At 44.8% G+C, this 19,880-nt stretch carries 22 protein-coding genes; 6 read left to right on the forward strand and 16 right to left on the reverse strand.

Annotation, left to right across the window (positions count from 1 at the left end):
• Position 1 precedes the first annotated feature (1 nt).
• The gene (locus KB559_RS17780; RefSeq protein WP_211023451.1) at positions 2-556 is read right to left on the reverse strand and encodes a GNAT family N-acetyltransferase; all 555 of its coding nucleotides are present in this window, start codon (positions 554-556) and stop codon (positions 2-4) included.
• Between the two features lie 48 nt (positions 557-604).
• Between KB559_RS17780 and KB559_RS17785 the strand changes: the two genes are divergently transcribed.
• Positions 605-913 (forward strand): MGMT family protein, encoded by a 309-nt coding sequence (locus KB559_RS17785; RefSeq protein ID WP_211023453.1) that lies wholly within the window; start codon positions 605-607, stop codon positions 911-913.
• Between the two features lie 408 nt (positions 914-1,321).
• Here the strand turns inward: KB559_RS17785 and nagZ are convergent, their stop codons facing one another.
• Together nagZ and KB559_RS17795 are read right to left on the reverse strand one after the other, a co-directional pair.
• On the reverse strand, positions 1,322-2,635 hold the full coding sequence (gene nagZ, locus KB559_RS17790) for a beta-N-acetylhexosaminidase (protein ID WP_211023455.1): 1,314 nt from the start codon (positions 2,633-2,635) through the stop codon (positions 1,322-1,324).
• Complete coding sequence (locus KB559_RS17795; RefSeq protein WP_211023457.1) at positions 2,632-3,174, reverse strand: hypothetical protein; 543 nt, start codon at positions 3,172-3,174, stop codon at positions 2,632-2,634. The genes nagZ and KB559_RS17795 overlap by 4 nt, the downstream gene beginning before the upstream one ends.
• Before the next feature lie 156 nt (positions 3,175-3,330).
• On the opposite strand from KB559_RS17795, the gene KB559_RS17800 reads away from it, so the two are divergent.
• Both KB559_RS17800 and KB559_RS17805 read left to right on the forward strand, forming a co-directional pair.
• Positions 3,331-3,921, forward strand: a complete 591-nt coding sequence (locus KB559_RS17800) for a bifunctional transcriptional activator/DNA repair enzyme AdaA (RefSeq protein WP_290406548.1) — start codon at positions 3,331-3,333, stop codon at positions 3,919-3,921.
• Position 3,922: 1 nt separating this feature from the next.
• On the forward strand, positions 3,923-4,435 hold the full coding sequence (locus KB559_RS17805; protein ID WP_211023461.1) for a methylated-DNA--[protein]-cysteine S-methyltransferase: 513 nt from the start codon (positions 3,923-3,925) through the stop codon (positions 4,433-4,435).
• Positions 4,436-4,668: 233 nt separating this feature from the next.
• Here the strand turns inward: KB559_RS17805 and KB559_RS17810 are convergent, their stop codons facing one another.
• From KB559_RS17810 to KB559_RS17835, 6 genes are all read right to left on the reverse strand, one after another.
• Positions 4,669-5,316: a hypothetical protein gene (locus tag KB559_RS17810; protein ID WP_211023463.1), complete on the reverse strand. Its 648-nt coding sequence runs from the start codon at positions 5,314-5,316 to the stop codon at positions 4,669-4,671.
• 293 nt (positions 5,317-5,609) lie between these two features.
• Positions 5,610-6,356, reverse strand: a complete 747-nt coding sequence (locus KB559_RS17815) for an adenylate/guanylate cyclase domain-containing protein (RefSeq protein WP_211023465.1) — start codon at positions 6,354-6,356, stop codon at positions 5,610-5,612.
• 53 nt (positions 6,357-6,409) lie between these two features.
• Complete coding sequence (locus tag KB559_RS17820) at positions 6,410-6,964, reverse strand: Pycsar system effector family protein (RefSeq protein ID WP_211023467.1); 555 nt, start codon at positions 6,962-6,964, stop codon at positions 6,410-6,412.
• Positions 6,965-7,277: 313 nt separating this feature from the next.
• Positions 7,278-8,555, reverse strand: coding sequence for a hypothetical protein (locus tag KB559_RS17825; protein WP_211023470.1), 1,278 nt, complete (start codon positions 8,553-8,555; stop codon positions 7,278-7,280).
• Positions 8,556-8,692: 137 nt separating this feature from the next.
• Positions 8,693-9,403 (reverse strand): hypothetical protein, encoded by a 711-nt coding sequence (locus KB559_RS17830; RefSeq protein WP_211023472.1) that lies wholly within the window; start codon positions 9,401-9,403, stop codon positions 8,693-8,695.
• Positions 9,404-9,690: 287 nt separating this feature from the next.
• The gene (locus KB559_RS17835; RefSeq protein WP_211023474.1) at positions 9,691-9,984 is read right to left on the reverse strand and encodes a DUF6809 family protein; all 294 of its coding nucleotides are present in this window, start codon (positions 9,982-9,984) and stop codon (positions 9,691-9,693) included.
• A 151-nt stretch (positions 9,985-10,135) separates the two neighbouring features.
• Between KB559_RS17835 and KB559_RS17840 the strand changes: the two genes are divergently transcribed.
• Positions 10,136-10,360: a helix-turn-helix domain-containing protein gene (locus KB559_RS17840; protein ID WP_211023590.1), complete on the forward strand. Its 225-nt coding sequence runs from the start codon at positions 10,136-10,138 to the stop codon at positions 10,358-10,360.
• A 236-nt stretch (positions 10,361-10,596) separates the two neighbouring features.
• Positions 10,597-11,409 carry a class I SAM-dependent methyltransferase gene (locus KB559_RS17845; RefSeq protein ID WP_211023476.1) on the forward strand — a complete coding sequence of 271 codons (813 nt, stop codon included), beginning with the start codon at positions 10,597-10,599 and terminating at the stop codon, positions 11,407-11,409.
• A 27-nt stretch (positions 11,410-11,436) separates the two neighbouring features.
• On the opposite strand, the gene KB559_RS17850 is transcribed toward KB559_RS17845, so the two are convergent.
• A complete protein-coding gene (locus KB559_RS17850; RefSeq protein WP_211023478.1) occupies positions 11,437-12,078 on the reverse strand; it encodes a hypothetical protein in 642 nt (213 codons plus the stop codon).
• Positions 12,079-12,245: 167 nt separating this feature from the next.
• On the opposite strand from KB559_RS17850, the gene KB559_RS17855 reads away from it, so the two are divergent.
• Entirely contained in the window at positions 12,246-12,713 is a 468-nt protein-coding gene (locus tag KB559_RS17855; protein WP_211023480.1) for a hypothetical protein, read from the forward strand.
• Positions 12,714-12,716: 3 nt separating this feature from the next.
• Here KB559_RS17855 and KB559_RS17860 read toward each other — a convergent pair whose 3' ends face one another.
• The 6 genes from KB559_RS17860 to KB559_RS17885 form a co-directional block, all read right to left on the reverse strand.
• Positions 12,717-13,733, reverse strand: coding sequence for a serine hydrolase domain-containing protein (locus KB559_RS17860; protein ID WP_211023482.1), 1,017 nt, complete (start codon positions 13,731-13,733; stop codon positions 12,717-12,719).
• Positions 13,734-13,759: 26 nt separating this feature from the next.
• Positions 13,760-14,584 (reverse strand): MerR family transcriptional regulator, encoded by an 825-nt coding sequence (locus KB559_RS17865; RefSeq protein ID WP_211023484.1) that lies wholly within the window; start codon positions 14,582-14,584, stop codon positions 13,760-13,762.
• A 137-nt stretch (positions 14,585-14,721) separates the two neighbouring features.
• On the reverse strand, positions 14,722-15,348 hold the full coding sequence (locus KB559_RS17870; RefSeq protein WP_211023486.1) for a DNA-3-methyladenine glycosylase family protein: 627 nt from the start codon (positions 15,346-15,348) through the stop codon (positions 14,722-14,724).
• Between the two features lie 131 nt (positions 15,349-15,479).
• Positions 15,480-16,148 carry a DinB family protein gene (locus tag KB559_RS17875; protein ID WP_211023488.1) on the reverse strand — a complete coding sequence of 223 codons (669 nt, stop codon included), beginning with the start codon at positions 16,146-16,148 and terminating at the stop codon, positions 15,480-15,482.
• Between the two features lie 12 nt (positions 16,149-16,160).
• Positions 16,161-16,913 carry a MerR family transcriptional regulator gene (locus tag KB559_RS17880; RefSeq protein WP_211023491.1) on the reverse strand — a complete coding sequence of 251 codons (753 nt, stop codon included), beginning with the start codon at positions 16,911-16,913 and terminating at the stop codon, positions 16,161-16,163.
• 552 nt (positions 16,914-17,465) lie between these two features.
• On the reverse strand, positions 17,466-19,859 hold the full coding sequence (locus KB559_RS17885) for a YcdB/YcdC domain-containing protein (RefSeq protein WP_211023493.1): 2,394 nt from the start codon (positions 19,857-19,859) through the stop codon (positions 17,466-17,468).
• Positions 19,860-19,880 lie beyond the last annotated feature (21 nt).

Raw genomic sequence — 19,880 nt, forward strand, 5'->3', positions numbered from 1 at the left:
TTCATTCAATCCTCTCGTTTCGCAGCACCATATGAATATGATCTTCCCAAACTCCGTTGATCCTTAGAAAATTCAGGGCCACTCCTTCGTGATAAAAGCCCACCTTTTCCGCCACTTTGAGCGAAGCCTTGTTCCGGGGCATAATGTTCGCTTCGATCCGGTGCAGTCCCAATTCGTAAAAAGCGTAATCCGCCACCGCAGCTACCGCTTCCGTCATAAAGCCGCGGCCCTGTGCCGATTGGTCGATGCGATAGCCCAAATGACAGGACTGGAATACGCCATACACGATGTTGCTGAGCGTAAGGGAACCGATCACCTGGTCAGGCTCCTCTTTCCGGAACATCCACAGCTTATAAAGTTCCCTTTTTCTGAATTGCGAGAATTCCTTGGCCAGTAAATCCGCCTGATAGTCGAGTGTGTAATAATCCTCGCTCCGCTTGGGTTCCCACGGTTCGAGAAACTCCTTGTTCCGCAGCACAAATTCCAGTACGTCCGCTGCATTGCTTTCGTCCAGCACTTTCAAAACCAACCGTTCCGAGTGTAAAATAGGTTTCATAACCCGCCTCGATTCTAAAGTTCATCTAATGACTTAAGGAGTGCCCATATGCAGCCGTTTACCATGCAAGTTATTGAAGTGATATTATCCATCCCGGAGGGAAAAGTCATGACCTACGGACAAGTCGCCAGAGCGGCGGGAAGCCCGCGTGCGGCGCGGCAAGTCGTCCGGGTCTTACATTCGATGAGCAGCAAATATAGTCTGCCATGGCACAGGGTCATCAATGCGCAAGGCGAGATAGCCGTAAAGGATGACGAGTCTTTTTTTCTGCAAAAAATGTACTTGGAAGCGGAAGGGGTCACCGTACGGGAAGATGGGCGAATTGACCTCGCTGAATATCAGTACGAGCCCTGTTGAACTAGTACTAGTTGGGTATGGTGCGTGTAAGGAGCTAGCGAAGTGGCTTGATGGGGCGGTTGGTGTGCGGCCAGTGTATGAGGAAGAGGGGCAGGGGCTCGAGAGTAGCTTCTGGCTTTCCGGGAGCAACATTGGCTTCTAACGGCGCCTCTCATGTGCTTACGGACATAGCGGCCCTTATTCGGCCCATTTCCCTTGTTTTTGTAAACTAACGGACACCACGGACCTTAAACGGCGGTTTTGCCGAGTGATAGGCCTGTTTTTGGCAGAATAACGGCCTGTATGTCCGTTAGATTCTTAAATAAGCTGATTTGCCCCCAATAACGGCTGTGGTGTCCGTTAGAACTCTCGAAACCAAACGTTACTCCATCCACCGCCACCTTACAGAACGCCTCGCAACCAGTCCATTTATTGCAAACCGTAATTCTTTCGCGCCTCTTTGATGGCGGCATTAACCGCCTTTACATCCGGCCCGTTCATCGGCTCTCCGCTCAGCTTATACTTCGCTTTAAGCTTCAAAATAGTGCCAACCCGCTCGTCGAGCATCGTTTCACTGATGATCCCTTGTTCGACCGCTTTCGTGATCGCCCGGATGACCGCCTCTTCTTTGTCATAGTCGTGACCGACCAGAACGATATTTCCGCCTGCTGTGATGAACTCAACCGCGGCCTGCTCGATGCTGTAATTTTCCGTAATGGCCCCCATCGTCATATCATCCGTAATAATAACACCTTTATAGCCGAGCTCTTCCCGGAGCAGATCATGAATGACCGCTTTGGAAAAAGACGACGGGTGATCGGGATCCAGCTTCGGCAGCAACAAATGGGCAACCATGACCATATCCGTGCCGTTCTCAATCGCATCTTGAAACGGAACCAGTTCAAGCTCCTTTAGCCGCTGCAGATCATGATTCACTACAGGCAGACCGAGATGGGAATCCACCGAGGTGTCCCCATGACCCGGAAAATGCTTCACCACGGGAATCACTCCCTTGCCGCTCAATCCCCCCATTGCTGCGAGGCCCATTTTGCTCACCGTTTCCGGTGTATCCCCGAATGAACGGTCCCCGATCACCGGATTGTCAGGATTGCTGTTCACATCCAATACAGGAGCAAAATCCAGGTTCAGGCCAAAACCGGACAGCTCGTCGCCGATGACCCGATAAAAGTCTTCCGCCGCTTTCGGATCGCCTGTATTCCCAATGCTTGCCGCAGTCGGTATTTTTGCGAATTCCTTAGGCATGCGGGTTACCCTTCCGCCCTCTTCGTCCACGCCCAGAAACAGCGGAAGCTTGTTGACGGAGTTATCCTCCTTCAACCGGTTAATCAAGGACAGCGCCTGATCGCTATTTTCAATATTATCTTTATAAAAAATAAATCCTCCGACACGATACGTCTCAATCAGCTTACGGGTATGCTCGTCCGGTGCAGTCCCTTCCATCCCGACGAGGACCAGCTGGCCGATCTTTTCGGTAGTGGTCAACTTATCCAGTTGTTCGGCAACGGCGTCCGTCGTCTCTTGTTGCGGTGGGGTCGGTTCCGTGTTCCCCTGCTGCTGCGGATCGTTTGTTGGGGGCGAGGATGGAGCCGCGCTCCCGCCCTGGTTCACGCCAGTTCCCTCGGACTCAGGAGAGGCCGAGTTTCGGGGAGCACATCCTGCGATCGTAAGAATCATCAGAGTCAACACCATCGTCCATATCAACCAACTTCTATTTTGTTTCATAATTCCTCCTTACCGGCATTTCCTTCTGCCGTTTCCCAGCGGTGTGCGAATTTTTGCAATCGGGGATGAATAACGGATGGCTGCTCCGTCAAAATAAGCCGAATGTTTTTGATCCATTCTTCAAAAGAAGAAAAGGAAGCAAATAAATTGGCCGTTTCCGGCGTTATTAGCAAAAAGTAAGGAGCGGGGTATTTTTCCGCCAAAAAACGGAGCGCCGAGTCGATCGGCGTGTATTTTTTGCGTTTCCCCTCCCAGCCTTCCACGGTGATATCCGCATGCATTCGTGCCCGCCGCCAGTCATGCAGTTCGTCCTCCCTTTTATAAAAAGAACGCACCGGCTCTTTGGACATACGCCTAACCGTCTCTTCATGAAGGGGATACAACACCAGCGTACCAAAGGAGCGCTCCTCCAAAATCGAAACGGCGCGTTCCAGATTCGCTTCGGATGTATTCTCGAATGTATCGTAATAGATTAACGTTCCTTTTCGTTTTGGGACAGGCGGTTCATAGCCAAAAGGGACTTGAATATTTTGTCTCATGTTCGGGTTCCTCCGGATTTGAAGTGGATATTCTAGTTAAAATTACCCTGCCAGACTTGATTTATTCCATTATAACGCCCATATGTTGCAATTTCATTATCTTGCTTTTTCATCCTAAAATGAGTACATACGTTCAGGCCAAGGGGTATAATGGGCGTGGAGGTGAATGATGTGGCCGACTATATAGTGACTGAGGCTCAATGGCTGTCTATAATTCAGAACGATGCCGCTAGTGACGGAAAGTTCTTTTACGCCGTAAAAACGACGGGCATTTTCTGCCGTCCTTCCTGCAAATCCAAGCCTCCCAATCGAGAAAATATCACCGTGTTTCCGAACGCCGATCATGCCCTTTCCGCCGGATACCGTCCGTGCAAACGCTGCAAGCCTACCGGCCTGCGGCTTCCCGATGAGGAATGGATCTCGGTGGTGGCCGAATATATCGATAAGCACTATATGGAGGAATTAAGCCTGCAACTGCTCGCCGACCTCGCCCATGGCAGTCCTTATCACCTTCACAGAACATTCAAAAAAGTGAACGGGGTCACACCAGTGGAGTATATTCAAAAAATCCGCATCGAACAGGCCAAGTCACTCTTATCGACAACTAATCAGCCGGTGGCGGAAATCGGCAAACAAGTCGGTCTCTCCAATACACCTTATTTTATAACTTTGTTTAAAAAACTCACCGGCCTTACGCCGGCCAACTATCGATCATTGCACACTACGATCTCAAAAGGGGGCAGTTAATATGACGCAGAACGACCCGATTTACTGGAGTCATCTATTTAACGAAAATTGGAGCCTAATTGTTGCCGCCGGGGAACAAGGGCTTTGCTATGTGGGCTCCCAAGGGGCAGATGTGCAGGAATTGGAGAACTGGGCGAATCGCCGCTTCCCCGCCCGTCCCTTGATCCGGGATGATGCCCGGCTTCAACCCTATGCCGACGAAATAGAAGCCTATTTGTCCGGCAAGCTCACGAGCTTCTCCGTTCCATTCGAAGCAACCGGCACCCCGTTCCAGCAGGCTGTCTGGAAAGCGCTATGCGACATCCCATACGGGCAAACCGCCTCGTACTCCGACATCGCGCTCCGCATCGGCAAACCGTCCTCGGTCCGCGCCGTCGGAACGGCGATCGGCGCCAATCCGGTGCTGATCACGATTCCATGTCATCGGGTGATTGGTAAGAATGGAGGGCTGACCGGGTACCGGGGCGGGTTTGAGATGAAGACCAGGTTGTTGGAGATTGAGGGAAGGAGGTAGCGGGTGATATTGAATAGCAGCAATGAAAGAACCGCTTCCACGACTTGGGAAAGCGGCTTCTTTTGTTGTGGCGCTTCTCGTTAATAATATAACTTCACTAATTCTCTTTCGCATCTACAAACTGCAGCTAGTTATATATTAATGATATTCTATATAAATGTTCTTATTTCACTATAATCCGAGCCCAGGGCTCCGAAAGGAGCCGCTGCTTGAATATTTTGTTATCTGATAGACTACACTGCTTTGAAATACAATTCACGTAAATCATTAGCTATGGTTTTATATTTTTGATAGTCGCCATTTATAAAGTCATCATATAGAAACTTAAAAACAGAGAGATAAATAAATATAAGTAAAATAGTAATTATAATTATTAAGAATATCAAGATTACAGTTTCCAAATTATTTGTATATTTATTCAAAACAATTGTATAAGTGGCAGAAATAATTGGTAATAGAATAGATAGAATTATTCCCCGTCCTATAAAAAAGGGAACCTTCTGTTCCTCAGCTTGCTTTTCCACCAACTTTATTAATAATTCTATCTTTTTAGGATTTGTATCAATACCTTCATTTTTCAGGAACTTTTTTAGTCCCTCGGTTCGAACCTGATAATAATTCTTGCCTCCATTGTCAAACTTAATTACCCTTTCGCTCTCCAGGGTTGAGTCTTTAAGAAATACAAGATACCAAATTACTAGAGAGGCAAAAGACAGATTAGTCCATTGAGATTGTACCTCATACTTCACTGTAATAATTATAAGAATACTCAATATTAATGTAATTATAGATCTATAAAAGTTCTTCCACTTAAGCTTTTTAATAATAATTTGTAAGAGGCTTAACTCACTCTTATAAAGCATTAAAAGTTTGTGTGCCATTTTCTATCTCCTTTGTAGTCTTCCAAATAACGTTCTTGTATTTACGAACCCGAGTTGGACTTTCAAGGTCCGACTCTCTTTTGTGTGTTTCTGATTCTGTTCTGTCGTTTAATGTTCCTGTATCACGACCCAGCGTACGTTGGATATCCGGCGAATGCCGGGCCATGAGCGAATGCTTGTAACATGAATATTATGTTATACGACGGAATCACTTCTTGGAAGTAACTCAAATGAGTGTTTTGATCGTCTCTTTTATTGTATTCAACTATCTCTATCCGATCATTCTTGATAGCTTAATCTTTCATACCATCATTAATCCAGTCGTTAAAAGCCGATTTTACTACATCCCCATGATAGTAAGTTCCATATGAACTATCGTACTTTTGTGTCCACCAATTCTTCGCCTCCTCAGAAGCGTTATCAATATAGTTACTATAAAAAACTGAAGACATAACAATAGCCCCATTTCCATTTTTGTTACCCAAATCAGATAAATTGGATGCTTTTGCAACAGACTCACCAATCCATACTAAATTATGAATTCCTGAAGACTTTCTACCGGCTTTCACTGCAAGTGTTGGATTGGTTGCTAAGCCTATACCCGCTTTAATAGTGGGCAAAGAACGGTTTGCCAATAATTTATTTAACATCTTCATATACGTATTGATATAAAAGGCTCTGTTTGCAATCTCATATATATCCGTTTTTAATGGGGTAGAATAAACAGCAAAAACACAATCACCTCTTATTCCAATCTCTTTCAAATCATTAGATTCAAGATCTTTTCTTAGAATTTCAATAATTTCTGATGTAAAGCCCCGGATCACTTTTGCAATATCTACATCATTATTACTGGTAAACAACGTAGTGGAGTCTCTTAAATCAACAAATATCGCTCCTGCCCACGCTTTATATGCATTCGTATAGGTAAAGTCCTCGTCTCTTGGAAACTTATCCACTTCATTAACCTTATCCGTATTATCTAATATCTCTTCAACTTTCTTCTTGCGATCTTTGTAATTATAATCTAAGCTTTCCATAGTTAGCCTCCAATATAGATAATTTGCAATTAATAATTGCCCAGTCGTAAGAATTAAATGTTGCTCAAAAAAATATATAAGAGTAATAAAACGAGGTTCAAAAAAAGATATTCCATTGCCTTCTTTAAACGATGTGTTTTTATTTTCATTATCTTTGAAACTTCGTACACTTGTCCTACTATCTCTTCTACCATGACTGTTTCATTTGCAGTTAAATATCTTTCTAATACATCGGATTTCTTCATACTTGCTATATGTTCAAAGTAAAAAATAGAGTGTTCATCGACCTTATAATTCATTGATAGCCTCGGCTTTAGAACTTGCATAATGATAAAGTAAAGTTGGTAAACTAATAAAATCACAAGAAATATTCCTTCAATAAGAATAAGCATAGACACCAGTGCATCATAAATATCCATCTTTGTGATATTTATAAAACTCATTTTTTTTGCTGTATCCATAAATACAGTTAAAATTAAGCCATACACGACTAAAAGCGCACTAGCTTTAGTATCTATAAAACGTATCAATTCTTGAATGTTCCTCAAGCTCTCCAAGGCAAAAGTGCTATTAGTCATACTATTTTCTTTGCTAAAATCTTCACTCATGCTTTTTTTACCTCTCCTTAAAAATTGTATTATCCCCTAACAAATAATAGAATTTAGTAATAAAGAAATACCAAGCAAGTTTACAGTTGAAAATTACTACAGTCTTTTTTTGCACTTCTGATTCTGTCGTATAACGTTCAGATATTTAAGACGTTCCACTGGCTTAGATAGTTTTTATCTTAGCCAGTGCGAATGTGTACGGCACACTTTTCAAAAAAAAACCTTCCCGGACCGAGCAGCGTCAGCGACGATGCGTAAATATGGTGTTAGTCGAGTTTCTTAGCATCTTTGAAAACTCTAGAATAAAACATTGTTATAAAGCACTTGCAAACTTCTTTTTATTTCTTACTTCCAACTTTCTAGCCTTATCAAAAAAATACTTTGGTTCCCACTTATTTAATACCTGTGGAAGTAGATATTCATTAGCAGCTGACAACACCACTGCTTCAACCGGTTTGAGGAACGACAAAAACTGTAGACAACCAAAAACAACAGTTCTAGTAGGAAGAGAAAGTCCTTTATTTGAACTGATTAAAAGCCTCGCCAATTCCTTAGAAAATGGTATTTCAGAATTTATACATTCCTTTGTAGTTCGATCTAACCATACCCTTAAAAACTGTCCCTCACTTTTCCTTAATGCCAGGATATCCTCCAATTTAAGTATTCCTGCAGCAATCGATTCCTTTATATCTGGAAAATCATAAATTTCACAAAGCTCTAATAAGTTATCACTTTTATGTCTATAATTAATTGTTCTAAATGATTTTCTTAACTTTTTAATAAAGAAATTTTCTAATTCACTTTCACAGATTACTTCATCAAATTGTGAAAGCAATGCAGATTTGTAATTCATATCTGCAAGAATATGTAATCCATAGGTAGCCTGGTCAATAATTTTAGCTGCCAAATCTTTATTCTTTGTTATGGGGTTTATGTAACATCCACCCTCTTCAATATCTAAAGTAAACTCAGGTAAGTCAAATTGATCTTTAACGTAATCAAAAATACTTGTGATAAGTTCTTTATTATTAAAATCAAAATCGATATTCTCAAGCAGTAAATTTGAATCAACTTGACAAGAAATCGACTTATCATAGACATCTTGAATTATACTTTTTGGAAATACAGGTTTAAATACCTGCTCCATATAGTTGTAGTCTAATGGAGGAATTCCATTCTTCATATAGTCGAGAATTAATACACTATTTAAAGTGTTTTTCGTTTGCTTGGCAATAACAGGCGCAAATGTATCATACACAGGAATTATAATTTCCTCCTGAAGTAACATCTCTATAGTTTTTGCATTAATGTTTGCTGCCAATACATTTATACTACTTTTTGTCGATAGATCAAGTGCGACTTTGTCATAAAGTAACAGAGCCTCGCCTAATAAAGGAACTAATTCGCTAGGCTTACTTGGAGTTACATATACCACCTTTTTGGATGTCATCATCATATACATACCTCTCTTATTTTTTTCTCCGAATATGCCTATAAAAGGTACTAGTAATATATCAAGAATCTCGTCTAATGTTTTGTATCCACGAACCCTCACTGGGTTAAGCCGCGCCAGCGGTGGGTCGTCAGACATAGCCAGTGCAAGGTTGTCCGGCTGCTCCCACTTCCCCGAAATTCCAAGGTCCGGACCGTGGGGCGGATGCCCCGATGCGTGAATATGGTGTTAGCTGAAGCTAACTCTTCTTTGAATAATCTAATAGGAATTAGTAGTTAGTTATTTCTATGATGATTAATATAAATCCAGCTCACTTGATCTACTTCTGAGGTATTTAACAGTTTATAACCAAAGCGAGATTTAACATAATAATGTTCTTTACATATAGTTTTACCTTGTTCACGTCTCACATCATAAACATACCTCATTTCCTCATTTGCAATTGTCTTATATTCAATAGTTGCTCTCTTAAGCAATTGAGGATGAGGATGGTTTTCTAAAGATTGCGCAAAGATAAACAATTCTTGATCACTCAAAAAAATAGGAACAACTTTCTTAATCTCCATGCTTGCTTGATTGCTCTCTATCTCAAGTGCAATACTACACTGCAAAACCATTGCTGGTCCTAGGTTTCTCAGTCTAAGATAATTCAATGACTCTCCTTGAATCACCCTATCTCGTACTAGTCGATCTAATTGAGTGAAATTATCCGTTTCAATAATCCTTAAATCCCTCTCATGTACATTGCTATAGCCTTCTAATCTAGAACCTAAACTATCGATTTCTTCAGCCACAATATACGTTCTATTACTTTGTTTATACTGATTTTTATCCCGACTGGATGTCATAAGGTAGGTTACAACCAATGTGATAATTGAACCTAATCCACCTGACAATAGTGTTATAAGTAGTGGATTGAATTCATTATCATTAGTTGAGAAGAGCTTTATTAATTCGCTTGCAGATTGTATAAATATGTCTCCCATGTTTTGTCTCCTAATTCTCTGCTTTTAGTTAATTTCTGCTAATGTCTCATTTATGAATTCGTGGATATGCAAAACTGCCGATTATACGAACAAGGATGTCCTAGTCTTTTTGAACTATATCCTTATTCTACTATAAAAATGGAATAATATGCCGAACAATTAGTTTTTATCTCGAAAATAGAAAAACCCCCGCTACTACTAGCGGAAGTTTTAAATCTAAATCATATCCACATAACAATCATATACACGTACCGCAATTTTAAACTCAATACCCAGATCTGCCACCATCAATCTCTTTTCTCAACCCCCTTCCCCTCCCCACAAAAAACCTCTATCATTACCAAAACTCCCATTCTAAACCCCTGAACAAAGGCTTCGCTCGTAAGCATGGAGTTAGACTCCCCGTTTAGATCCAAGATTTCCTCAAGAACTTTGAAGTCGTCCTCCGAGAATCTTTGTTTGAGTTCCTCCATCAAATCTGAAATTTTTCTATTGAGCAGGCGATATTCAGGAACCGTTGGAACCATTCTCTCTTGAGGGTTCAGGTTACCTCTGTAAAGTTCCTCTAGAATACTTTTCATTTCACTCTCTCCCTTTCAGACTTATGTAAACTATCATTAAGAATATTGAAATGCTGCCGACACTATAAATACAAATTAAATTTTATGCGAAAAATGCATATAATTCAACATGCAGTTTTCGCATATTTTAAACTTAGCTTGGGTGATAAAGATGTATAAAAGAATACGTGATTTGCGTGAAGATAGAGATTTAACGCAACAGCAACTTGCAGACAATCTAAATATCTCTCAAGCAACCTATTCCCGGTACGAAAGCGGGAACTTAGATGTACCGAGTTCCGTGTTGATCAGGTTATCGGAATTTTACAACGTAAGTATTGACTACATCCTGGGTCAGACGGATATTTCGAAGCGATTTAATGGAATGCGCAAATGAAAGACAATGATCCGGCTAATTCCAGCCGGATCATTGCTTTTTGTTTTTCTCTTTTACACTGAGTAATCATTCCCCTCATCTTTACCCCTTCCCCCAAAGAATAGCTCCACCCTCCCCCGGGATCAAACGTTCTATATGGGGAACATTTCAGATAGACTTCCCCCACACAAAATGCTAGATTACTCTATAACTCAACCTTTATGACTCAAATTATTTATATTGGAGGATGCTGCCGCATGGACAAGAATTCCGGTTATAGAACGAACGTGATAGGTGCTGGCGAGGTGGGACGAGCCGTTTCAGTCGACATGGACAATGATTCAATACATAAAACAAACGTCGCCTTTTGGGACACAAAAGGAAATGAAATTTTAGGAGCGACCGCGCTTCCTTTGTACGGATCATTTGTCTCGGAAGAGAATTGCCAACTGTTTGGTGATGTCTCAGGGAAAAAGATACTGGAAGTTGGCTGTGGAAGCGGTCAATCCTTGCAATATTTAGGGAAACGCCAAGCAGGTGAACTATGGGGCATAGATATATCGGAACGACAGCTCGAAAAGACCACCCAACTTTTGACGTCAAGCGGTCTTTCGGCCAAATTGATTTGTTCTCCTATGGAAGAAGAATGCGGTATACCGGAGGATTATTTTGATTTCGTTTATTCGGTTTATGCCATAGGCTGGACCACGGACCTTGAGGGTACTTTTAGCCGGATCGCTTCTTACCTAAAAAAAGACGGCGTATTTATTTTCAGTTGGTCCCATCCTATCCACAAATGTGTGGTTGCCGAGAATGATATGCTTATTTTTAAAAAGAGTTATTTCGATGAATCTTGGTATTCGGTATCCCTGGATGATAGTACGCTAACCTTATCGGACCGTAAACTATCGACCTATGTGAACGCACTCTCCAAAGCGGGATTCGTCATTGAGCAAATGGTTGAGCAATCCGACGATGAATTGTTGCAAGCGCGGGGCGAAAACAATGATTTTGCTAAAAAAGCAAAAATGCTTCCTGTAACTTTTGTAATCAAAGCAAGGAAACTGTAGGAGCCCACTTTATTAATTCGAGTGAACCTATCCAGTTTTACTCTGGTTTGCTTTTTCCATATATTCTATTATCAAATGATAGATGTCCATCTTCCATATTTGGTCTTCTTTTTGTAGTCCCAATGCCAAGGAATGTGTCGTAGTTTCTATACTAACCGTAACAAGGACCGTGACCTTATTCTCTTCGGACGTACTCTCATCGACTTTTATAGAATCATAATATCTGTAATGGACAGCTGTTTCGGAATCATAGGTCATGGCATACTCAAAATAATCTTCCCGAAACTTATCTTTATCAGGCAGCTGTCCGCCATTAAAAGTAATATCATATAGCAAATCCGGATCCCCTATGGATAGACAGTATAGATACACCAACACCATGTCCTCAGGGGTAAAATTGTAAAGGTAACTCCGTTTCCTCTCCTCTTCAAATCGGGTAAATGCCTCTTGTTTCTCTAAGGAAAGTTGTTTCAGATACGAGAATTTTTCAACGTACTCTTTACTAGTAGTCGTGTCTTTAGAGTTATTGTCAGGTGCTTTAACTTGCTCATTTTTTGTGAACTCTCTCGTGGTTACGGACCTTACGGTCTTATCTGAGTTGTCAGGACTGCATGCCGTCACCAAAGACATTACAGCTAACACTAATAACGCTAATCCTGTTTGCTTCAATCTATCACTCCGTTGCATAAGGAATTTATTGTTGGGTTCTTATTCGCTAGTAGTCCGACCCTTATTTTACCATACTTCACCAGTATGGGCCTTAGTGGAAAACGCACCCCCTTTTTGTTGAAACAAAAACCTCCGCCCTATCGTCTGTTTGGGTGGAGGTGATCAATTTGAAAAAGTTGGTTTTCATACTATTGCTGGCTCTTATGGGCTGTCAATCAGCCGAACCGATCTCACCCGCCGCGGTAGATTCAAACTCAAATTCAGCTTCGGATCACGATCCCTTCTCCGTACAGCTTTCGCTTCCGGAACAAGTGAATGTGAATGAGCAATTTACCATGGAGGCGGAGTTAAAAAATAAATCGGACCGAGCTTTCGAAATCATGACCGGGGAGCCGTTATTTTTCTATGTCATCCGAGACAGTGACGGGAACTCAGATCCTGTTCTGCGAACGGATATCGGGGTTGTTCGTCCTTTGGATCAGAACCAAGCCATTTTAGAGTCACACACCTATCGCTTTAAGAATCCCGGTGTCTACGAAATTACCGCTGTAGCGGAATTTACATTACAAGGCGAGGACGACAACAATCAAGTCTACAAAATAGAGACCGATCCAAAGAAGATCGAGGTATATTAAGCACTACACTGCCGGTAATATCTTCTCTTTAATCAATTCCCACCGGTCCCGGGGCTGCATCATAAATCCTGACGCTATCGCGATGACCAGTTCTTTATCAGGGATACAGCAGATGACATTTCCGCCATCACCCATGGCCATATAAACAGAAATGCCCTCCTCCTCCCTCAGCCACCATAAGTATCCGTAATGGTTGGGATTCATTGCCGTGGACTCAAGCATCCAGGACTCAGGAACGAGCTCCCGGCCGTCCCACATCCCGCGGTTTAAACACAGCAAACCAAACCTTGCCATGTCGCGGGGCGTCAGCGTTAATCCCCATCCCCCGGTTGAGTTTCTACTCGGGTCTTTGACCCAACCCTTCACCTTGGCTCCAAACAATTCATCAAAACCGAAATTTTCCATCGGATAATCCGGAATCGTCCTCATCCCTATAGGACCGAACAAGGCTTCATTGGCGAATTCACGGGCGCTTTGGCCCGTGGCACGGGTGAGAATGGCGGATAGCAGATGCGCTCCCGCGGTGGAATATTTAAAAACGCCTGGTTCCCCTTTTTCCCCCAATATTTGAAGCGTATACTCGACCCAGTCGGGCTGCATGCATAGCTTGTCCAACGGTTCCTGCCAATCCTCAAAAGGATAAGGAGCCGTCATCGTGAGCAGGTGACGCAGCGTGATTTCTTTTTTTACCGGGTGATCACGATCAAGCGTATATTCCGGAAAAAAGTCCAACACCTTCTGATTCACATCTCGGATCAAACCGGCTTTGACGGCCATCCCGACAAGGACGGAGAGGACCGTTTTGGTCACCGACGCCACATGCTGCGCATCGTCCGGTCCGCAGCCGTTGAAGTATTTTTCATATGTCAAAAACCCGTTCTTCACGATCACGATACCGTTCATATTTCCATAATTCGCCGTAATCTCGGATTCCAGCCCCGATAGCTGATCCGCATCCATCCCCAGACTTACGGGATCGGCGGCTTGCCAGACATCAGTCGGCCAAACGTTTTTTGGCATGTGTTCATCCCCTTGATTCAACCTTGTTATTTTTTCTTAACAGGAAAATACACTTCGGTCACCAGCCCCGCATCCTCTGCGGTGTTAAAAGGATCGGTCAAGTAAATTTCATAAGGCGCTTCCGTTAGCTCATAACCTTCCCGCTCCACCCATTCTCTCAATCTGGCATAGACCGAGATCAGTTCCTGGTATGAACCCGTTAAAACCGATTTCGCGCAGAGGCCTCCGGGAAAATCCCTCGTCCCCTTGACCGCCTCCTTGATGGGGATCGCAAACTCCGTATCATTGCCGGCCGGATTATAATCCGGGCTGTGATAAATGGTCATCGGCGTCCCTTGTACGGTTAGTTTCCCGGTAGCGATTCTTTCATAGAGCTTGGCAAAATACATTCCATAGCCTGCCGCATATTCCTCGCTGTTCAAATTTCGCCGGAGGGAGAGGAGCTTCTGCGGCCGGGTCTCCACCAGTTCCACTTCGATGCGGTCAAGGAAGGACATTACGGATAGCCCTTGCTCCAGGCTGCCGATGTCAGAGTTCATTTGTTCCAGTACCAAGGCATAGGCCCGAATCTTCTCCTCGATTTCTCCTCTCTTGCTCTGCAAACGTAAGCGCAATAGCTCCTCCGCTTGATCCGCTTCCCATGCAAGCACCTCTTTGATTTCATCCAGCGAGAAATAATAGGACTTCAGCCGCTGGATCAGGAGCATCCTTTTGAGTTGGGCAATCGAGTAATATCGGTACCCGTTTTCGGGGTGAATCTGATCCGGGTGAATCAGTCCGATCTCGTCATAGTAGCGCAGCGTTTTAGTCGAAACCCTGCATATTTTCGAGAATTCTCCAATCGAGAGCATGCGGTCACCTCCTCTGTTGTTTACCAGTGTGAGCCTTCCCCTAAGGGCAATGTCAACTCCTAATTTATAAAAAGCAAACAAGCAACCTCAAGAACACGGGCCGTTCTTCAAGGTTGCCTGTTGTTATAGCCTATGTGTCACCCGTTTTGCCGAAACGATATTTCCCACAAGTATATGGAGGCGACCGAACCGTATGGCGAGTATCTGAGGCGGTATTGTTCGAATTCCTCTCTCGTGAGGGCCGGAAGCCCGTACAGATTCATAATGCCGCGCCGGATTGCTATATCGCCCCAGCTAAGAATATCCGGCCGCTCCAGACAATTCATGAGCAGCATTTCGGCCGTCCAAACGCCGATACCGGGCAGCACCGTCATCCTGGCGGCTACTTCCGCATCTGGCAAACTTCGAAGACCCTCGAGGTCGAATTCGCCCGAAGCGACCTGCGTGGCGATCCGGTGGATGCAAAGCGCCTTTTTCATCGTTATGCCGCAGCGTTGGATCTCATCGGCCGAGGCTGCCGCCAAACGTTCCGGACGTATATCGCCGAAAGCTGCCTGCATGCGACTCCAGATGGTCTGCACGGCTTTTACGGAAATGAGCTGGCCGACAATCGCGTGAACGAGCGCGGGAAACAGCTCCGGAATGATCACGCGCTCCACTTGGCCCCGGCGTGACATGAAGTCCCCGAGCACCGGGTCCGCTGCCGACAAAGCTTCAATTTCCTTTGGTCCGTATTCAAAAAACTTGGTTACCACGGCGCACATGCCGATTCCTCCCAGTAATCAGATTCCAGCGGCCTTTGTCCGCAAAGACGACAGAAGCCGTACACCTACTATAGCTTATCCGCTAGCAGAATGTACGGCGGTTGGATTGAAACCGCAAGATAGTGAATACCTTATTTTTTTAATCGCTGGGATTTGTTCAGATGAACAATGAGGTGCCGGGTGGCCGGCATCAGAATAATTCCCGCCTTGGTCAGGCCGCCCCAGTAGTCGAGCAGCCATTCGCCTTCCTCGCGGACATCCTTGTTGCTTTTGATCACAGCGATCCGGATAGGATCTACCTTCTGCTTCAAATCGCCGGGACGCATAGCCCTGATGATTTCCCGGGTACGAAGCCCCACCGCATTCCGGTAATCCCGCAGAGCCGGGATATCCACGGAAGCGCTAAGTTCTCTCACGTCCTCGTCATTCATACCGTTGCCCGTGTCACGATACCGGATCCCCATTTTACCGGACCAATTCTGTTCTTGTTCGTCAAACACCTGCGGCAGTTCTCCTACCAGCGTGTTCAGCGTAATATCCTCAATCCGTGTGGAGTGGTAAATATGCCAGGCAATCGAGTTCACACCCGGCTTGGGAACCCTCCGGAAATTTTCCTCGCTCATATCATCCAGTACTTCGTCCTCGAAAGACCACGCATTCGGTTCGGCGATTCGGGCCGAATGAACCGCTGCATGCTGCGCAAGTATGATTTCAATGACCGATTCGTGATGCTCCGGTTTGGCGATGATCGATTTCAATTCTTTTTGCCGGGTATTCCAAAGAACTCGCTCGTTCGACAATGTTATCTTCCCCTATTCTCCTGACTTGGCCAGCGCTTCGGCAGCAGCGTTCAAATAGTACGCCAGACCGGTTTGCTGCCCCTCCAGCATGCTCCGGTGAAAATCGTCCTCCAGGAAAAAGGAGGTTTGGAGCGCAAATTCCGCAACTGTCGCGGGATGACCATGCTTTTTCAAAAACTGTAGATGTCTATGAATATTGTTCTGTACGCTCTCGTCGTCATATTTGAGTCCGTTTCTTAGACTGTCGGCCATTTCCTCCATGAACCCTGCGGCTTCCGCAGCCTGTTCGTTCAGCGCCGGCACATCCAGCGGTTCCTCGCCGATTAAGTCAACCTTGTAAGTTTCCTGCAAATACCGATTCTGCTCCTGCAGTGCATCTGCCCACTCTTCTTCGCTGTTAAACCCTTTGAACATTTCGCCCTGATCCATGATTTCTCCTCTTTCCGTATAGACGATCGATTTTTCCAAAGTTGATAAAATATGCTCGAGCCTTTGTTTCTGACGGCTAAGCAGCTCTTTTTGCTGCGATAAAATAGCCAGACGCTCGGGATTCTCCGCCAGCAGCTGCTTGATCTGATCCAATGGGAAATCCAGCTCCCGGTAGAACATAATTTCCTGAAGCCGCTCCAGTTCCTCATTTCCGTAAAGACGATATCCCGATTCATTGACTTGAGCCGGTATAAGCAGACCTACCTTGTGATAATGATGCAGTGTCTTGACAGTAACGTTGGCGATGGAAGCCACTTCTTTTACAGTGAACAGCATTTTGTGTCACTCCTTTCACTTTCAAGCCTAATCCCTCCCCTAAGGTAAGAGTCAAACAAAAAAACTCATTGGATATTTTCCAATGATATCAACCAATTTGCCGCAAGTTGTCTCTTTCATGGGAGAAATTCCAACGAAATAACCGATCATAGCCCATTTGCACGAATTAAGAGATTTTGATTGGATAATATCCAATCAAACCCCGAAATCCACCCGCCGAGGCCCAACTCGTTGGAATTTATCCAACGAGTCAAATTAATTTTACTGGATAGTTCACTTAACAATGTGTCACAGGCCCAGCCTAACAATAAATGTAGCAGTTATAGCGGAGTTTGCTCAATTCCATCTGGCCTAACGGGCCTCACTCGCCATCCTAACGCTCAACGCACCACATCGTGCACTATCTCAACAGCTAAAACTAATTTTGCACTAATCCCAACACACCCTAATCGCTCCTCAACACTCCGCGCTCCCCCAGTTCACCCCCACGCAAAAAGGCTGCCCCGCGCAGCAGCAACTGCTACCGGGACAGCCCCCTCGCCTAATAGATAACTACTGGGCGACCGTTTGATCCGTCTTGCCTTGCAGCTTCACGAGCTGCATGATAACCGTCGCCGCATCCGCTTTCGTGACAGTGCCTTGCGGATTGAACTTGCCGTTTTGGCCTTGCAGCAGCCCCAGTTTAACGGTAAGCGCCACTTCGCCTTTGCTGCCGATCAAGGACTTGTCGCTGAATTGATTCAAGCTCTCATCCTCGGCCAGGAACCCTGCCAGCTTGTTGTATTTGACAATCGTTGTCAGCATAACGGCGAGCTCTTCTCTCGTCAATTTGGAATCGACCTTCAACACGGCATCTCGCTCGATCCATTTATATTGGGCAGCATAGGCTACCGCATTATAATATGGACTATCCACCGGTACCCCCGATACCGGCTTTCGTTCTCCCATTCCGTAATAACCGCCAAAGTCCTTATAATAAGGAGTTACGGCTTGAGCCATCATACCAAGCCATTCGCCTACCGTAACTTCTTGATTCGGCTTCACGTTGCCGCTCTCATCAGGCACTATTACCCTATGCTGAATCAAGGTCATGAGATCCTGCTCGGCCGGATGCCCTTTCACATCGGCAGGTATAGTCACGGAAGGATTTCCGTCCCCATACCGGATGTTATCATAGGTCGTCACCCATTGCCCCGAAACGGCATCAATAACTTGAAACGGGCGATCCGGATTTTTGGACTCCGCCCCATACGCGAGCCAAGTTTTCTGCTCGATATAATTGTTATCCACAAAATGACCGCCGGTATTCATGTACTGCAGCTTCATGACGTACAGATCCCGGTATGCCTTCAGAGCTTCTTCTTTTGCCACTTTTGCGGTCGATGGTCCGGTAATTTGATCGAGTCCCGGCGTTCGGCCGAAACTGTAATATTTCAGGTTACCGTATAAATCAAAGGATAGCGAAATTCCGCCGTTACTTACCGGGATTCCTAGCACAAATCTAGTGAAATGATATTCGTAGCTCTTCTTATTCTGAATGTTAGAATTGGTCTCCTTCTGCTCTGCCAGCCTATAATCCCGGCTTGCATTTGGAACCAAAGCATTTACGAGTTCGATCGCTTTCTGACGGACTGTCGCTTGGCTCAGCTTCACAGCTCCGGCTGGAGGACTTGATGCGTCTTCCTCCCCCATTCCCGCGTATTCTTCCATGCGAAACTCAAGAATTTGTCCTGTCAAAGCATCAACCTCTGCGATTGTTTGTGACGAGAATCCTCCCGCGTACAATCTTCCCGGCTGTTCTCCCCAGGTCAATCTCCGCAATTTGCGCTCAGGATCGGCGTAATCGGAATCAAGCGATGAATACAATAAAGTTCGACCCTTGGGAATCGTAAAGACTTGTTCCACCAGTTTTTTCGCCTCGTCAGCTGTCAGTTCTGTCTTGGCCGTACGAGGAGCAAACTGTTTCTTGCCCGCCGGGACTTCCGCATATACGGTCGGGGCTGCATTCGCTTCTTCCCCCTGATAACTTAGCCTTTTCCCGGTTAAGGCATCAATCGGATAAGTCGCATTCTCCGACGGATTCCAAGCCAGGATATATTTACTGACCTTATTATCCTTGTATATCGGAATATAACTGAGCTCGACATCCAATCCTTTAGCAAAAGTTTGCTCTGCAACGGCCTGGGAAATGGCAGCCGTCTTCTCCGGGTAGTTCAATTGGTCATAGGATTTGGAAAAGGAGATCAGATCGCCGTTGCCGTTGAGCGATACATTGACGTATTCGGGTGAAGGAATTCCATTCTTCAGCAGGCTAAAATAGAAACTGTATTGAACCGGTCCGAACAAGGAAGTCTCGTTCAGTCCCCAGGACGAGTACCCCTCCTGTTTCAGATCGCTCAGCGTAATGGAGGGAGCCGCTTTAACGATAAAAGCTTTGGCTGCTTCCAACGCTTGATCCCGGGTCAGCTTTGGAGGATAATAATTTTCATTTGCTTCTTGGGCGACACTTAAATAGATACTGATCAACTCTCCGGTCAATGCATCAACCTGGGAACTAAAACCATATCCCATGCTTCCCGACGGATAGGTCCATTCGATATTCCAAACCATTTGATTCGGTGGGGGAGGATATACATTCGTTACCCCCAGCGTGATGTTCTGCGCGACGGCATCCTTCAACTCCGGCAACAGTGCCTTCACCTTCCCGACAGCCTGCTCTTTTGTAATTTTGGCTTGAGACGGATCCGGTGCGGTTGTTCCCGGCATCGGAATTTCACCGGCAGCAATCTTCAACCGGGTCTCGATCGGCAAATAATCATAAGTTCCAGAGCTTGTCTCAGCTCGGGCCAAACCCGGAGGAAGCAACACTGAAACCGCTACCAACCCGGTACATGCCATTTTCGTCACTCGATTGAACCGGCTTACTCTCGTTCTTTTCCTATTCAACTCATCCCAACCTCTCTCCCT

Source organism: Paenibacillus sp. Marseille-P2973, assembly GCF_018101095.1.
Lineage (GTDB): Bacteria > Bacillota > Bacilli > Paenibacillales > Paenibacillaceae > Fontibacillus > Fontibacillus vini.

Bases quoted from the DNA above. Each gene is read 5' to 3' on its own strand.
- KB559_RS17820 (WP_211023467.1), bottom strand. From the start codon at position 6,964: ATGAGTGAAGATTTTAGCAAAGAAAATAGTATGACTAATAGCACTTTT.
- KB559_RS17805 (WP_211023461.1), top strand. From the start codon at position 3,923: ATGACGCAGAACGACCCGATTTACTGGAGTCATCTATTTAACGAAAAT.
- KB559_RS17785 (WP_211023453.1), top strand. From the start codon at position 605: ATGCAGCCGTTTACCATGCAAGTTATTGAAGTGATATTATCCATCCCG.
- KB559_RS17815 (WP_211023465.1), bottom strand. From the start codon at position 6,356: ATGGAAAGCTTAGATTATAATTACAAAGATCGCAAGAAGAAAGTTGAA.
- KB559_RS17865 (WP_211023484.1), bottom strand. From the start codon at position 14,584: ATGCTCTCGATTGGAGAATTCTCGAAAATATGCAGGGTTTCGACTAAA.
- KB559_RS17825 (WP_211023470.1), bottom strand. From the start codon at position 8,555: ATGTCTGACGACCCACCGCTGGCGCGGCTTAACCCAGTGAGGGTTCGT.
- KB559_RS17870 (WP_211023486.1), bottom strand. From the start codon at position 15,348: ATGTGCGCCGTGGTAACCAAGTTTTTTGAATACGGACCAAAGGAAATT.
- nagZ (WP_211023455.1), bottom strand. From the start codon at position 2,635: ATGAAACAAAATAGAAGTTGGTTGATATGGACGATGGTGTTGACTCTG.
- KB559_RS17795 (WP_211023457.1), bottom strand. From the start codon at position 3,174: ATGAGACAAAATATTCAAGTCCCTTTTGGCTATGAACCGCCTGTCCCA.
- KB559_RS17860 (WP_211023482.1), bottom strand. From the start codon at position 13,733: ATGCCAAAAAACGTTTGGCCGACTGATGTCTGGCAAGCCGCCGATCCC.
- KB559_RS17830 (WP_211023472.1), bottom strand. From the start codon at position 9,403: ATGGGAGACATATTTATACAATCTGCAAGCGAATTAATAAAGCTCTTC.
- KB559_RS17810 (WP_211023463.1), bottom strand. From the start codon at position 5,316: ATGGCACACAAACTTTTAATGCTTTATAAGAGTGAGTTAAGCCTCTTA.
- KB559_RS17880 (WP_211023491.1), bottom strand. From the start codon at position 16,913: ATGCTGTTCACTGTAAAAGAAGTGGCTTCCATCGCCAACGTTACTGTC.
- KB559_RS17835 (WP_211023474.1), bottom strand. From the start codon at position 9,984: ATGAAAAGTATTCTAGAGGAACTTTACAGAGGTAACCTGAACCCTCAA.
- KB559_RS17845 (WP_211023476.1), top strand. From the start codon at position 10,597: ATGGACAAGAATTCCGGTTATAGAACGAACGTGATAGGTGCTGGCGAG.
- KB559_RS17780 (WP_211023451.1), bottom strand. From the start codon at position 556: ATGAAACCTATTTTACACTCGGAACGGTTGGTTTTGAAAGTGCTGGAC.
- KB559_RS17840 (WP_211023590.1), top strand. From the start codon at position 10,136: ATGTATAAAAGAATACGTGATTTGCGTGAAGATAGAGATTTAACGCAA.